Annotated in this window: 14 protein-coding genes; all 14 read left to right on the top strand. The window is 61.0% G+C overall.

Features of this window, described 5'->3' with window-relative positions:
- Window positions 1–59 precede the first annotated feature (59 nt).
- Window positions 60–836, top strand: a complete 777-nt coding sequence (locus SUTH_RS16895) for a glycosyltransferase family 2 protein (protein WP_041100924.1) — start codon at window positions 60–62, stop codon at window positions 834–836.
- On the top strand, window positions 833–1837 hold the full coding sequence (locus SUTH_RS16890) for an NAD-dependent epimerase (RefSeq protein WP_041100922.1): 1005 nt from the start codon (window positions 833–835) through the stop codon (window positions 1835–1837). Before SUTH_RS16895 ends, SUTH_RS16890 begins: the two co-directional genes overlap by 4 nt.
- Before the next feature lie 31 nt (window positions 1838–1868).
- Entirely contained in the window at window positions 1869–2687 is an 819-nt protein-coding gene (locus SUTH_RS16885; RefSeq protein WP_231851060.1) for a DNA ligase, read from the top strand.
- Window positions 2688–2742: 55 nt separating this feature from the next.
- A complete protein-coding gene (locus SUTH_RS16880) occupies window positions 2743–4215 on the top strand; it encodes a mannose-1-phosphate guanylyltransferase/mannose-6-phosphate isomerase (protein WP_041100920.1) in 1473 nt (490 codons plus the stop codon).
- Window positions 4212–5300, top strand: a complete 1089-nt coding sequence (gmd, locus tag SUTH_RS16875) for a GDP-mannose 4,6-dehydratase (RefSeq protein ID WP_041100918.1) — start codon at window positions 4212–4214, stop codon at window positions 5298–5300. The genes SUTH_RS16880 and gmd overlap by 4 nt, the downstream gene beginning before the upstream one ends.
- A gap of 10 nt (window positions 5301–5310) precedes the next feature.
- Window positions 5311–6243 (top strand): GDP-L-fucose synthase family protein, encoded by a 933-nt coding sequence (locus SUTH_RS16870; protein ID WP_041102513.1) that lies wholly within the window; start codon window positions 5311–5313, stop codon window positions 6241–6243.
- A gap of 83 nt (window positions 6244–6326) precedes the next feature.
- On the top strand, window positions 6327–7262 hold the full coding sequence (locus tag SUTH_RS16865) for a Wzz/FepE/Etk N-terminal domain-containing protein (protein WP_041100916.1): 936 nt from the start codon (window positions 6327–6329) through the stop codon (window positions 7260–7262).
- Complete coding sequence (locus SUTH_RS16860; RefSeq protein ID WP_041100914.1) at window positions 7259–8512, top strand: O-antigen ligase family protein; 1254 nt, start codon at window positions 7259–7261, stop codon at window positions 8510–8512. Before SUTH_RS16865 ends, SUTH_RS16860 begins: the two co-directional genes overlap by 4 nt.
- A complete protein-coding gene (locus SUTH_RS16855; protein ID WP_148312964.1) occupies window positions 8455–9981 on the top strand; it encodes an MATE family efflux transporter in 1527 nt (508 codons plus the stop codon). Before SUTH_RS16860 ends, SUTH_RS16855 begins: the two co-directional genes overlap by 58 nt.
- Window positions 9978–10535 carry a serine O-acetyltransferase gene (locus tag SUTH_RS16850; RefSeq protein ID WP_041100910.1) on the top strand — a complete coding sequence of 186 codons (558 nt, stop codon included), beginning with the start codon at window positions 9978–9980 and terminating at the stop codon, window positions 10533–10535. The genes SUTH_RS16855 and SUTH_RS16850 overlap by 4 nt, the downstream gene beginning before the upstream one ends.
- Window positions 10536–10588: 53 nt before the next feature.
- The gene (locus SUTH_RS20285; RefSeq protein ID WP_331709773.1) at window positions 10589–12397 is read left to right on the top strand and encodes an NAD-dependent epimerase/dehydratase family protein; all 1809 of its coding nucleotides are present in this window, start codon (window positions 10589–10591) and stop codon (window positions 12395–12397) included.
- Between the two features lie 3 nt (window positions 12398–12400).
- Complete coding sequence (locus SUTH_RS16840) at window positions 12401–13285, top strand: NAD-dependent epimerase/dehydratase family protein (RefSeq protein ID WP_041100908.1); 885 nt, start codon at window positions 12401–12403, stop codon at window positions 13283–13285.
- Between the two features lie 59 nt (window positions 13286–13344).
- Window positions 13345–13677: a MarR family EPS-associated transcriptional regulator gene (locus SUTH_RS16835; protein WP_041100907.1), complete on the top strand. Its 333-nt coding sequence runs from the start codon at window positions 13345–13347 to the stop codon at window positions 13675–13677.
- A complete protein-coding gene (gene nusG / locus SUTH_RS16830) occupies window positions 13674–14285 on the top strand; it encodes a transcription termination/antitermination protein NusG (protein ID WP_084207473.1) in 612 nt (203 codons plus the stop codon). Before SUTH_RS16835 ends, nusG begins: the two co-directional genes overlap by 4 nt.
- Window positions 14286–14351 lie beyond the last annotated feature (66 nt).

Genomic DNA, 14351 nt, shown 5'->3' with positions numbered 1-14351 from the left:
TAGGAGCGGGATGACGCCTTGCGCCGTAAAATGCATCCCGAGTGCAATTATAGCTGCCCATGACCTCCGCCGACCGCATGCCGATATCCGCTGTCCTGATCACCAAGAACGCCGCCCATCAGCTCGCCGACTGCCTGGCGAGCGTGGCGTTCTGCGACGAAATCGTCGTCGTCGATTCGGGCAGCGACGACGGCACGGCGGAGATTGCCGGGCGACATGGTGCGCGGGTAATCCAGTCGGAATGGCGCGGTTTCGGGCCGCAGAAGCAGTTTGCCGTCGACCAGGCGAGCCACGACTGGGTGCTCTGCATCGATGCCGACGAGCGGGTGAGTGAAGGCCTGCAAGAGAGCATTCGGGAGGTGCGTGGTGCCGTATCGTCAGCGCCGACTTTCAGTGCTTACCGATTTGCCCGCCGCAACCGTTTCATGGGGCGTTATCTGCGCCACGGCGAAGGCTATCCGGACTGGAGCCTGCGGCTCTTCGACCGTCGCCATGCGCGCTGGTCGGATGATCCGGTACATGAGAAGGTGATCGCCGCCGGCGCGATCGGCACGCTGCAAGGCGATCTGCTGCACGAATCGGCCGAGTCGCTGGAGACCTATCTCGCCAAGCAGAACCGTTACAGCACCCTTGCCGCCGAAGAAGCGCTGGCGAGCGGCAAGCGGGCGACCGTGATGCACCTGCTGTTCTCGCCCTTGCTGCGCTTCGTCAAGTTCTACTTCCTTCGCCTGGGCCTGCTCGACGGCCTTCCGGGGCTGGTGCACATCCTCGTCGGTTGCGGTGCGAGCTTTTTCAAGTATGCGAAAATGCTGGCTTTTCAGAGAAGCGGACAATGAAAGTTCTGGTCACCGGCGCGGCCGGGTTCATCGGCATGCATGTCTGCGAGCGTTTGCTGGCGCGCGGCGACGAAGTCGTCGGAGTAGATAACCTCAACGACTACTACGACGTGGCCTTGAAGGAAGCGCGACTGGCGCGGCTGACGCCCAATCCGCGCTTCAGGCTGTCGCGACTCGATATCGCCGACCGCGAAGGCATCGCGGCCTTGTTTGCCGCTGAGCGTCCGCAGCGCGTGGTGAATCTGGCGGCACAGGCCGGCGTACGCTACTCGCTGCAAAACCCGCATGCCTATGTCGACAGCAATGTGGTGGGTTTCGTGAATATCCTCGAAGGCTGCCGCCACAACGGTGTCGAACACTTCGTCTACGCCAGCAGTTCCAGCATCTACGGCGGCAACGAGCGGATGCCATTTTCCGAACACGACAACGTCGATCACCCGGTCAGCCTCTACGCCGCGACCAAGAAGGCCAACGAACTGATGGCGCACACCTACAGCCACCTCTTCAATCTGCCGACCACCGGACTGCGCTTCTTCACCGTGTATGGCCCTTGGGGACGGCCCGACATGGCGCTGTTCCTGTTCGCCAAGGCCATCCTCGAAGACCGCCCCATCGATGTCTTCAACCACGGCAAGATGCGGCGCGACTTCACCTACATCGACGACATTGCCGAGGGCGTGATCCGCGTCCTCGACCAGCCGGCGCAAGCCAACCCCGATTTCGACAAGCAGACGCCCGATCCGGCGACCAGCTGGGCGCCGTATCGCGTGTTCAACATCGGCAATAACCAGCCGGTCGAACTGATGGCCTATATCGAGGCGCTGGAACTGGCTTTGGGCAAGACCGCGAAGAAGAATTTTTTGCCCTTGCAGGACGGCGATGTGCCGGCGACCTACGCCGACACCTCCGAACTCAAGCACGTCACCGGATTTTCACCGGCCATGCCGGTGACCGAAGGCGTGCGCCGCTTTGTCGAGTGGTACCGGAGCTACCATTCCTGATTTTAGGCGTGCCCTTGCGATACTCTCCGCGTTGCTCGCCGCCGCGGCCTTCGTACCTGCGTTTTCCGCCGCTTCGCCAGCGCCGACTTTGCTCCTGGCCGAACGCTATCGCGGCGACATCGACGTATCCCGCTACTGGGCCAGCGAAAAACTCGACGGAGTGCGTGCCGTATGGGACGGCAAGGTTCTGCGCTTTCGCAGCGGCAACCCGGTACCCGCCCCGAAGTGGTTTATCGACGCCTTGCCCCGGCAGCCACTGGATGGCGAACTTTGGCTCGGACGCGGCAGCTTTGATCAACTCTCGGCCATTGTCCGGCGCCAGGGGCCCGTGGATGCCGAATGGCAACGCGTGCGCTACATGATCTTCGAATTGCCCAATGCCCCCGGCAGCTTTACCGAACGCGTGGAACAGATCAAGGCCGTCATCGTCGCGGCGAATCTTCCCTGGCTGCAAGCCGTTCCCCAATTCCGGCTACCCGATGCGGCGGCGCTGCAGAAAAGGCTGCGCGACATTGTCCGTAGCGGCGGCGAAGGACTCATGCTTCACCGCGACGATGCCGCCTACGAAACCGGTCGCTCCAGTGCCTTGCTCAAACTAACTCCATGGCTCGACGCCGAAGCCATCGTTGTCGCCCATCTGCCTGGCAAGGGAAAATATGCCGGCATGCTTGGCGCATTGCAGATGGAGTTGCCCGACGGTCGCCACTTCGCCCTGGGCAGCGGTCTTACCGATGCCCAGCGCCGCAATCCGCCGTCGGTAGGCACGCAGATCACCTACCGTTATCGCGAGCTGACGAAGAACGGCATGCCGCGCTTCCCGAGGTATCTGCGGGTGCGTGATAAGCTTTGAAAATATGTTGAAGCAGCCAATCAATCCATGCGTTTGACCGATCGGAGTGCCTTGAATGTCTGACTCGCGAATCGTCCCGGTAGTACTGAGCGGCGGTTCGGGCACGCGCCTGTGGCCCGTCTCGCGCGAGAAGCATCCGAAGCAGCTGCAACCCTTGCTGGGCGGCGAGAGTTTGCTGCAGAACACCTTGCGCCGCCTCGAAGGCCTGCCTCTGGGCGCGCCGATTGTCGTCAGCAATCAGGAATATCGCTTCATCACCGCCGAGCAATTGCGCCAGCTCGGATTGGCACACTGGACTTTGCTGCTGGAGCCGATCGGTCGCAATACCGCTCCTGCGCTGACCGCTGCGGCGCTGTTCGCCACTCGCGATGGGGACGATCCGGTATTGCTGGCCACGCCCGCGGATCACCATGTGCGCAATGTCGACGCATTCACCGCGGCCGTGTTGCATGGCTTGCCCGAGGCCGAACGCGGTGCCGTGGTCACTTTCGGCATCGTGCCGGACCGCCCGGAAACCGGTTACGGCTATATCGAAACAAGAGTTATGCAAAGCGGTATCCCCGGGGACGGCGCTGGCGGAGCGGCGGCTTCGATCGAACTCCTCGCCTTTCGTGAAAAACCCGATGCCACCATCGCCGCCGAATACGTGGCCGGCGGCCGACATTTCTGGAACAGCGGCATCTTCATGCTGCGTGCCTCGGTGTGGCTCAAGGCTATCGGCCATTTTGCGCCGGAGATGCTGGCCGCCTGCCGCGCGGCGGTCGAGAGTGCGAACGAGGATGGCGACTTCGTTCGACTCGATGCGGATGCGTTCGCCGCATCTCCCGCCGACTCGATCGACTACGCGGTGATGGAAAAGCTTCCTGCCGACAGGACACTCGACATTCCAGGTCGCGTGGTTCCGCTCGATGCCGGCTGGTCGGATGTCGGTGCCTGGGATGCGCTGTGGCAGGCCATCGAGCGCGATGCCGACGACAATGCCGTAAAGGGCGATGTCTGGCTGGAGGATTCGCACGGCAACCTGGTAATCGCCGAACACGGCCTCGTCGCCTGCATCGGCTGCGAGGACATGGTGGTGGTCGAAACCGCGGACGCCGTGCTGATCGCACCGAAGTCCCGCACCCAGGAGGTCAAGCGCATCGTCAGCCGCCTCAAGGCAGCCGGCCGCAGCGAGGTCGATCTGCACCGCAAGGTGCATCGACCGTGGGGTTGGTACGACGGCATCGACAGTGGCGAACGCTTTCAGGTCAAGCGCATCGTGGTGCGCCCCGGAGCCACCCTGTCGCTGCAAATGCATCATCATCGCGCCGAGCACTGGGTAGTGGTGCGCGGCACCGCCAAGGTGACCCGCGGCGATGAAATCATCCTGCTCGGCGAAAACGAATCGACCTACATTCCGCTGGGCGTAAAGCATCGGCTGGAAAACCCCGGCCAGATACCGCTCGAAATCATCGAGGTGCAGTCGGGCAGCTACCTGGGCGAAGATGACATCGTGCGCTTTGAAGACAACTACGGACGCAAGCAATGACCGCAAAAATCGCTCTGATTACCGGCGTTACGGGCCAGGACGGCGCCTATCTCGCCGAGTTCCTGCTCGACAAGGGTTACGAGGTACACGGCATCAAGCGCCGCAGTTCGCTGTTCAATACCGATCGCATCGATCATCTGTACCAGGATCCGCATGTATCGAACCGCCGCTTCACCTTGCACCACGGCGACATGACCGACAGCTCCAGCCTGGTACGCATCATCCAGCAGGTGCAGCCCGACGAAATCTACAACCTTGCGGCGCAGAGCCATGTTGCCGTGAGCTTCGAGGAGCCCGAGTACACTGCCAATTCGGATGCGCTCGGCGCCCTGCGCATCCTCGAAGCGATGCGCATCCTCGGCATGGAGAAAAGGGCCCGCTTCTATCAGGCCAGCACGTCAGAGCTCTTCGGCCTGGTTCAGGAAACCCCGCAGAAGGAAACCACGCCCTTCTATCCGCGCAGCCCCTACGCAGTGGCCAAACTCTATGCCTACTGGATCACGGTGAACTACCGCGAGGCCTACGGCATGTATGCCTGCAACGGCATCCTGTTCAACCACGAATCGCCGATTCGCGGCGAAACCTTCGTCACGCGCAAGATCACACGCGCCTTGGCGCGCATCAAGCTCGGCCTGCAGGATTGCCTGTTCCTCGGCAACCTCGATTCGAAGCGTGACTGGGGTCATGCCCGAGACTACATCGAGATGCAGTGGCTGATGCTGCAACAGGAAAAGCCCGAAGACTTCGTCATCGCCACCGGCGTGCAATACAGCGTGCGCGATTTCGTCAATGCCGCCGGCGCGGAAATCGGCATCTCCGTGGATTGGCGCGGGTCGGGCGTGGATGAAAAAGGCTACGACGCGCAGGGCAATTGCATCGTCCAGGTCGATCCGCGCTATTTCCGGCCGACGGAAGTCGAAACCCTGCTGGGCGATGCGACCAAGGCACGCGAAAAACTGGGATGGACACCGAGGACGACTTTCGCCGAACTCGTTGCTGAAATGGTTCGTGAGGACCTCATCGCGGCAGAACGGGACGAGCTTGTGAAGAAGCATGGCTACAAGGCCATGGACCGCCACGAATGATCGATAGATGATGAAAACCGCGGCGAAGATCTACGTTGCCGGCCATAGAGGCATGGTGGGATCGGCGCTGGTTCGCCGATTGGGGCAGGCCGGCTACGGCAATATCCTCGTTCGCACGCGCGCCGAACTTGACCTGCTGAGCCAGGTGGCTACGGAAGAGTTTCTCAAGCAGGAAAAACCCGACTTCATCTTCATCGCCGCAGCCAAGGTGGGTGGCATCCAGGCCAACAACAGCTTCCGCGCCGACTTCATCTACCAGAACCTGATGATCGAGGCCAACCTGATTCACGGAGCATGGCTCGCCGGTGTGAAGCGATTGTGTTTTCTCGGCTCGAGCTGCATCTATCCACGCGACTGCCCGCAGCCGATCAAGGAAGACTATCTGCTTACCGGCCCGCTGGAACAGACCAACGAGCCCTATGCCATCGCCAAGATCGCCGGCATCAAGCTCTGCGAAAGCTACAATCGCCAGCACGGCACACAGTACTTCTCGGCCATGCCGACGAATCTATACGGCCCCAACGACAACTACGATCTGGCCAACAGCCACGTTCTGCCCGCGCTGATTCGCAAGGCGCATGAAGCGAAGCAGCGTGGCGACAAGGAGCTTGTCGTGTGGGGCAGTGGTACGCCGCGGCGGGAATTTCTCTATGTCGATGACCTGGCGGATGCCTGCGTCTTTCTCATGGAACGGGGCGTTGGAGACGGTATCTACAACATCGGCGTCGGCGAGGACGTCACCATTCGAGAACTTGCCGAGACGGTCATGTCCGTCGTCGGCTTTACCGGTCGCATCGTGTTCGACAGCACCAAGCCGGACGGCACGCCGCGCAAGTTGCTCGACGTCAGCCGGATGCGGGGGATGGGCTGGCAGGCGAAGATTCCCTTGCGTGAGGGCGTAGCGCTGGCCTACAGGGATTTCATTGCGCACCATGGTGGCTGAAACCGCCGCTCAGACAAGTCGTTGCGCCGGAGAATCAACATAATCTTCGCCGTAGCTAAACATTCGACTGATATCCTGACTATATGACTCCCCCTATTCGCTCCCAGCAATTTCTTTCTTCCGATGACGAAATCTCCCTTTATGATCTTTGGCGGACTTTGATCCAAGGCTGGCGCTGGATTATCGGTGGAACTATCGTTGGCGCTGCTGCTGCCGTCGGCTATCTTGCCATCACGCCACCCCAATACGAGGCGATGGTGTTGGTGCAGATCGGGCAGGTTGGACAGGTTGGACTAGTCGGGCAGGCCGGACAGGTCGGGCAGGCCGGACAGGTCGCGCAGGTCGGGTTGGCACCTGTCGAGTCATTGGCGCGGGTTGTCGAACGCGTCATGTTTCCGACTTTCAAGGACGCCATGGTCAAGAAGCTGGGATGGAGCGGCGACCCGCGAGGAGCCGTGTATGCGAGCTCACTCAAGGCGACCATCGCCAAAGGCAGCGACCTCATCGAACTTAGGGTACGCGGACTGAAGCGCGAAGATACGGCAAGTTCCCTGAATGCAACCGTCGAACATCTGTCTCATTTGCACAGGGCGGTGGCGCAACCCGTAATTGAGAGTTTGCAGTCGGAATTGAAGGAAATATCGGCGGAAGCGAGGGAAGCCGGGAAAGTGATGGGCGAACTGGAACGCGCGGCACGCTTGCAGAACCAATTGGCACCCCGCGATCAATTCAGCGAGTCCATGCTTTACGCGCAACTCTTCGCCACCAATGAGAGTCGCATCAGGGAGCTGCGGCGTCGGGAATCGCAATATCGCGAATGGATTTCCCTGACCGGCAAGGCTGTCACGGCTGCCTTTGCAGAGCCAATGGTTTCCGAAGCTCCGGTATCGCCAAGGAAAGCGCAGACGCTCTTGTTGGGAGCATTGGGCGGTATGTTTTTCGGCATGGTGGCCGTGCTGTTCCGGCACCTCCGGCGACCTGGATCGATGGAACAAACTGCGGATGGCCGGTTGGAATGAACCAGGGAACAGTCAACCGGAAGGCTGCCAACTGGTTGTCGTGGGGTGTGGGTATTGGCATCGTGTTCCCGCTGTTTTTTCAGATTCGTGGCGGGATCTACCGGGATATCGAATTGATGCGCGATTCCGGGGGGGTACTGGCAACCCTTCCTCTGCCAGTTTCGATCCCGGTCTGCGTTGGAGCGCTGGCATTGCTGACAACCCGCGTCGGCCAGGCGCGACAGGCGCTTGTCATGGTCTTGGCGGTTCTTTTGGCGAGCGGCATTTCCCTCTGGCTCGGTGGCGATGGCGTTACAGCTCCTCAGCGCAAATTGATCATGGCCGCGCAGGTGATGCTGCCTCTAGCCGGATTGTTGCTGGGTCAGATGATGGGCGATCCCGGGAAAGCGATTGCGCGCGCCTTTCTCGTCGTGCTCTCCCTGGTGGTGCCTTTGCAGTTGCTGGCGACCTGGTTGCAGGGCGAGGAGCGCATTACCCACTACTTGTATGTTTTCAGCATTTATTCCCACTGGCAGTATGTTCCGGTGATTTTTGTATGTGCGTATGTGTACGCGCTGACGTCGCTCTGGGGTGAGTACAAGCGCTGGCTTTGCATTTTGATGATCCCGATGTTTGCCTATGTAACGCGAAGCTTCTCCTTTTTGACGATACTTCCCTTCGGTTTCGTCGTGTTTGCGTTTGCTGTTTCCAGGGTGTGGCCATACCGCGCAAATGTCAAATCGCGCATGGCGCAACTGCTTCTGATCGCAGCAGTCGTCGCGGTCGGTGTATATGCCGTCAGGAGCGACGGGCAGGCCGGATCGGGTTTGTTCATGGGAAAGTTTGCGGAACTTGCGGAAGGTCGGATTCCCGGAAATGTCCAGGAGCGCTTCAACGACTGGAGGCTTTTCGGCACGGGCATTGTGGAAAGCGGAAGGACTTTTCTGGTCGGGCATCCGCAGCCGATGCCACGCGAGATTCGAACAAGCCCGCACAACTGGTATCTCGATGTTGCCTATACCTTTGGCATCATTGCGCTGCTGCCCGTGTTTGCCCTGGCCGGCTACACCGCGTGCCTGTGCTGGAAGCAGCGCAAGACCCTGTCGGCGGAAACATGGTGGTTGCTGGCGATTGTGGCTTTCCTTGTCGTTGTTGACAGCAATTTCAAGGTGACTTTGCGGCAACCGTACCCGGGCATCTTTGCATTCTTCATGTGGGGGCTGTTGCTGGCGAACTTGCGCCCCTCGGCGGCAGGCAAAGCCGACGCATAGGGCGGTCACCGTTTGATGCGCACTTCTCTCCGATCGTGAAAGGCGGGGTTCTTGCAAGCACCGCCGGAGTTTTCGGTGCTGCCCTGTGCTGGCTGCTCGGCTTCAAGGTGGTCGCCTTGTGGATGGGGCCGGAAGGCGTGGGCCTGTTCTCGCAGCTCAGGCAGGTGATCCAGGCCGCGACCGTGGCCGCCACGTTCGGCGGCACGACGGTGGTTGTCCAGGGGCTGGCGGAACGGGGAGACGAACTGGCGCGACAGCGATTCCGCACTATTGCCTTTCGGTACACGGGAATCGCCGGCACGGCGATCGCGCTGGTGATGGCGATTGCCGCGCAGCCAATCACGCTGCTGCTGTTCTCCTCCACTGCCCCAGATATTATCGCGACGGTGCGCTGGATAGCTGCGGCGGTATTGCTGAGTATTGGCGCCACCTATGCGCTGGCCGTGCTTAACGGGTATCGGTCCTACCGCGATCTGGCCGTGGCACAAATTGCCGGTCCCGCAGTGCTGGTGATCGTGCTGGGCGGCGCCTGGTGGTGGAGCCAGCCAGCGAGCCACGCACTGCTGACTGTTTCATTCATCATGTGCTTCGGTGTGACCTGCCTTCTGGCGGCGTATGGCGTGTCACGCCTGCCAAGGCTGGGCGGCGAGTCAATGCCGGGCACGCTTTCCAAGGCCGAGAGCGGTGCCTTGATCCGTTTTGCGATCTCGACCCTTGCCTCCGCCATGGCGACGACGCTGACGCTGCTCCTGGTTCGCTCCTGGGTGATCGAGGCCAAGGGGCTGGCCTTCGCCGGTTTGTTCGATGCCGGCTGGACCCTGACGTTCAACTACACGACGCTGCTGCTCACCGCCTGCAACGCCATATACCTTCCCCTGCTCACTGCGGCCAGGCACCCAAATGAACAGAAGGCCTGCATGCTGAAGACAGCCTATCTGGTGCTGGGCATCAGCATCCTCGCCTGCAATGCACTCGTATTGTTTAGGGAGCCATTGCTCGACCTTTTCTACAGCCCGCAGTTTCAGGAGTCCGGACGGATCTTGATGATCCTGGTCATTGCCGTGATATTTCGCGGCGTTTCCTGGGTCTATGGCACCTTGATGCTGGCTACGCGAAGTTCGCGCGCGTTGGTGGCCTCGGACCTGGCCGCCAATCTACTGCTGCTTGCAGCGACCCGTTATGTGTTGAACAATTCCCCTTCCCTGGAGGCGCTGGGCTGGGCATTTGTGCTGCCTAACTTCCTGTATTTTGTATTTGTTGTGGAGTTTGCGCGCATGAAGAATCGGCTTATGTGTCGGCGCGACATCTGGCCGCTGCTGGCGGGGGGGACGATGCCGCTGATTTGTCTGGCATTGGTGTCGACCCGATCGCGGACCGCGCCACCGGAACCGGTGGCGATGATCTGCGCCGGTATTGGCCTGGCAGTCGCCATCGCGGCCTTCATTGCCCGCAGGAGGGTGGTACCGTGACCAAGCTGTGGCTCGATATCGAGCGCTACTATTTTTTGTGTGGACATCGCGGCCCGGTATCGGGGACCATGCTGTTCGCCGCCTGCTTCAATCCGCGCATGGTGCCGGTGGTGTTACTGCGCCTTGCGGAGTATTTTCACGGCCGCCGCATCGGTCTGCTGGCGAAGTTTTTTTCAGCTATCAACGTGCTTGTGTTCGGCATCGAGGTGTCGCCCCTGGTCGAGATCGGTGGCGGATTGTTTCTTCCGCATACCGTCGGGACTGTCATTGGCGCGGCCCGCATTGGCGACAACTGCACGATCATGCAAGGTGTGACCCTGGGCACGAGCGAGCCCGAGATAGGCTTTACGGCGGCCGCACGGCCAGTCGTCGGAAATGGCGTACTGATCGGCGCCGGCGCCAAGGTGATAGGCGGCATAACGGTCGGCGACCACGCAAAAATTGGCGCCAATGCGGTGGTGTTGCGCGACGTCCCCTCTCATTCCGTGGCCGTAGGTGTGCCCGCCACCGTCTTGGCTAGGTCGGCATCCGGAGAACCGGACGGGCCGAAGTGAAGGCTATAGTCCTCAGTGCATCGGTGGTTCTCTACAAGCCCGACTTGCCGGCGGTGGAGCGGACTTTGCTCGCATTGCAGCAGGCCGTGCTCGTCGCCAAACAGCATTACGCGCTCCGGCCGAGCCTGACCCTGATCGACAATTCGGACGACCTTGCCCTGTACCTGGCGATTTCCAACTGGTTTGAGGGCTTTCGGGCCAGGGTGCCGGACTGGAGTCTGCAGTTGGTGCAGTCGCCCGGCAACGTCGGTTACGGGCGCGGAAACAACCTGGCGATTGCCCACGCCCATTCCGACTATCACGCCGTGATCAATCCGGATCTGTTCGTCGACGCCGATGCGCTGCTCGAAGCCTTGCGTTTCATGGAAGACCACGCCGACGTCGGACTATTGAGCCCGGCAGTCGTCGGCGAAGACGGCGAGCGGCACTATCTGTGCAAACGCAACCCGACGCTGCTGATCATGTTTTTGCGCAGCTTCGCCCCGCTATGGCTACAGTCCCTGCTGCACTCCGTCGTCGATGAATTCGAGATGCGCGACTGCGACTACGACAAGCCCATACATCCGCTGGAGTATCCGACGGGTTGTTTCATGTTCTTTCGCACCGCGCCGCTGCAGGCTATCGGCGGTTTCGATCCGGATTTCTTCCTGCACTACGAGGATGCGGATATCGGCCGGCGAATACTCAAGGTCGCCCGCGTGTTCTATGTTCCGAGCGTCCGCGTAACCCACAGATGGGCGCGCGATACTCATCGCTCGTTCCAGGCCATGCTTCTCACCGCAAGGTCGGGCTTGCTGTATTGGCGCAAGTGGGGTGGGGTTCTGCGCAGCGAATGCGCGGAGGAACCGACAGCGGCCCCGTGGGGGGCGAGAGGGAATCCAGGACCTGACCCGGCAACGGGTTCAGGTCGGCGAATACTCGTCACGGGTGCCAACGGCTTCATCGGGAAGGCGGTTTGCGCCGATTTGCCATCCCGGGGCTATCGCGTGCGTGGTGCCGTCCGCAGAAACTGCGATGGCGGTCAGTCGGCTGACGTGCAACATGCAGCGATGGGGGAAATAGACGAACGCACGGATTGGACTGCCGCCCTTTCGGGGGTCGATTCCGTCGTCCATCTGGCGGCCCGTGTACATCTCATGCAGGAAACCGCGGCCGATCCGCTGGCGGAATACCGGCGCATCAACGTGGCTCTGACCCTGAACCTGGCGCGGCAGGCGGCTGCGCTGGGCGTCCGGCGCTTTGTTTTCATGAGTTCGATCAAGGTCAATGGAGAGAACACTCCCGTCGGCCAGCCGTTCACGACGGACGATGAACCGCGGCCGCAGGACCCTTACGGAATTTCGAAGCTCGAGGCCGAGCAAGCCTTGATGCAACTTGCGGGGCAAACCGGAATGGAGGTTGTGATCCTTCGGCCGGTTCTGGTTTACGGCCCCGGCGTCAAGGCCAACTTCCAGGCGATGATGCGCTGGTTACGCAAGGGCGTACCGCTTCCCCTCGGGTCACTCGACAACCGGCGCAGCCTGGTTTCGCTGGATAACCTGGTCGACTGCATCGCCACCTGCCTGCATCATCCGGCGGCGGCGAATCAGATATTTCTCGTCAGCGATGGCGAAGACCTGACGGTCAAAGCCTTGCTGCAAAGGACGGCGACGGCCTTCAACCGGCGCGCGCGATTGCTGCCGGTGCCGAAGTTCGTGATTGAAGCCGCTGGCCGTGTCTTTGGCAGGGAAGCGATCACGCAGCGCCTTTGCGATACGCTGCAGGTCGACATTTCCAAGACTCGATGCATGCTTGGTTGGGAACCCCCGGTGTCGATCGACGACGCTCTGAGGAAAACCGCGCAACAGTTTCAGGACGGCTAGGAAATGGCAGCAAAGCCGAGCGACAGAATCTGTGTCACTGGAGCGACGAGCACGATCGGGTCCCTGCTGTTGCCCATGCTGCGCGAGAAAGGCCTGTCAACCCTCGCCCTGGGACGAAAGCCTGTTTCGGGTGGAGCCGGTGATTCCTGGCGCTACCTCGATCTGGCCGATACGGCCGCTGGCCTGGGTGGTATCGCGGCCGATGCACTGATTCACACCGCCGCCCTTTGGCTGCTTCCGGACTGGCTTGAGAAATTCAGCGCTTGCGGCGTACGGCGCCTCATTGCATTCAGCTCGACCAGTCGTTTCACCAAGCGGGCATCCGCCAGCTCCTACGAACTGGATGTCGTCGGCAAGCTCATCGCCGCAGAAGACCAGGTGGCTGCCGAATGCGAGCGACTCGGCATCGCATGGACGATTTTCCGGCCGACACTGATCTATGGCGGCCATGGCGGCGACCGCAATGTGGCCGATATCGCGCGCCTGATTCGCCGCTTCGGTTTTTTCCCCCTGTTCGGCGCCGGTGGCGGTTTGCGGCAGCCGGTGAATGCGCGCGACCTGGCCGTCGCCTGCGTGCAAAGTCTGGACAGAGCCGAAACCCACAACAAGGCGTACAACCTGAGCGGCGGAGAAACCCTCGCCTATGTCGACATGGTGCGGCGCATTTTCGAGACGCTGGGTCGCCGCCCCATCTTTATTCGCATCCCCTTCACCGCGTTCCGGCTGGCCGTGCTGCTCGCACGTCTTCATCCCCGGTTTGCGCACCTGACGCCCGACATGGCGCTGCGCATGGAGGCCGACCTGGTGTTCGAGCACGGCGAAGCGTCGCGGGATTTCGGCTATGCGCCCGGCAAGTTCGATCTGGCCTATCTGACAGCAATGCATTGACCATACTTCGCCGGCCCTGTAGACTCCCGTTCACGTCATGAACCGGTGGTCTGATCGCCTTGTTTCCCGAGTCGCATCACTACAAGCTCCTCAAGCTCATCGAGGCCAATCCCGCCATCCAGCAGCGGGAAATGGCCCAGGCGATGGGCGTCAGCCTGGGCAAGGCCAACTATTGCCTGCGGGCGCTGGTGCAGAAGGGCCTGGTCAAGATGGACAACTTCCGCCGCAACGACAACAAGCTTGCCTACAGCTACCTGCTGACGCCCAGCGGCATTGAAGCAAAAGCCCGGCTCACCATCAGCTTTCTCAAGTACAAGGTTGCCGAGTACGAGGCCATCCGCAGCGAGATCGAAGAACTGCGGCGCGATGCGGAAAGGGATGCCACGGCATGAACCTGCTGCATGGAGCGGCGCACGAGCCCCGTCAAAATCCGCCTTCCGGCCTGATGCAAGCGGTTATGCCCGGTGCCGGGGTGCTGCTTGCCGACGATTTCTCGCCGGCTCTGCCCTGGTATGTCGTACATACCAAAGTCCGCCAGGAACAGACCGCCTGCGAGAATCTTGCACGCCAGGGCTTTGCCGTGTATCTGCCGCGACTCAAGGTCTTGAAGCGCTGCCGCGGCCGCCAGCAGGCCCGGCTGGAGCCCTTGTTCCCGCGCTACATTTTTCTCCAGCCCGGATCGGCCGCCCATTCGATTGCCTCCGTACGCTCGACCCTCGGCGTGGCCGGCATCGTTCGCTTCGGCCAGGAGCCGGCTGCCATCCAGCCGGAAACATTGAAGAACATTCGCGATTTCGAAACCCGCCAGAACGAGACCCCTGATGAAGACATCAGCCCGTTTCAGCCGGGCGAACGAATCCGCGTCGCCGACGGGCCGCTGACCGGACTGGAAGGCCTGATCTCGAAGGTTTCGCAGCAAAGGGTGATCGTGCTGATGCATCTCCTAGGAACGGACACCCGGGTGATCCTGAGCCGTCACCAATTGCTGCTTGCCAACTGATCCATCGATTAATTGCAGTAAAGAGCAGCAAGCGCATTTCACCGCATTTCAACAGCGTTCCGGAAC

Origin of the sequence: Sulfuritalea hydrogenivorans sk43H, assembly GCF_000828635.1 — a bacterium.
Taxonomy (GTDB): domain Bacteria; phylum Pseudomonadota; class Gammaproteobacteria; order Burkholderiales; family Rhodocyclaceae; genus Sulfuritalea; species Sulfuritalea hydrogenivorans.
The sequence above is the reverse complement of the archived record's forward strand: the minus strand, read 5'-3'. Positions and strand labels throughout refer to the sequence as shown.

Bases quoted from the DNA above. Each gene is read 5' to 3' on its own strand.
- SUTH_RS16895 (WP_041100924.1), top strand. From the start codon at position 60: ATGACCTCCGCCGACCGCATGCCGATATCCGCTGTCCTGATCACCAAG.
- SUTH_RS16890 (WP_041100922.1), top strand. From the start codon at position 833: ATGAAAGTTCTGGTCACCGGCGCGGCCGGGTTCATCGGCATGCATGTC.
- SUTH_RS16880 (WP_041100920.1), top strand. From the start codon at position 2,743: ATGTCTGACTCGCGAATCGTCCCGGTAGTACTGAGCGGCGGTTCGGGC.
- gmd (WP_041100918.1), top strand. From the start codon at position 4,212: ATGACCGCAAAAATCGCTCTGATTACCGGCGTTACGGGCCAGGACGGC.
- SUTH_RS16870 (WP_041102513.1), top strand. From the start codon at position 5,311: ATGAAAACCGCGGCGAAGATCTACGTTGCCGGCCATAGAGGCATGGTG.
- SUTH_RS16865 (WP_041100916.1), top strand. From the start codon at position 6,327: ATGACTCCCCCTATTCGCTCCCAGCAATTTCTTTCTTCCGATGACGAA.
- SUTH_RS16860 (WP_041100914.1), top strand. From the start codon at position 7,259: ATGAACCAGGGAACAGTCAACCGGAAGGCTGCCAACTGGTTGTCGTGG.
- SUTH_RS16840 (WP_041100908.1), top strand. From the start codon at position 12,401: ATGGCAGCAAAGCCGAGCGACAGAATCTGTGTCACTGGAGCGACGAGC.
- nusG (WP_084207473.1), top strand. From the start codon at position 13,674: ATGAACCTGCTGCATGGAGCGGCGCACGAGCCCCGTCAAAATCCGCCT.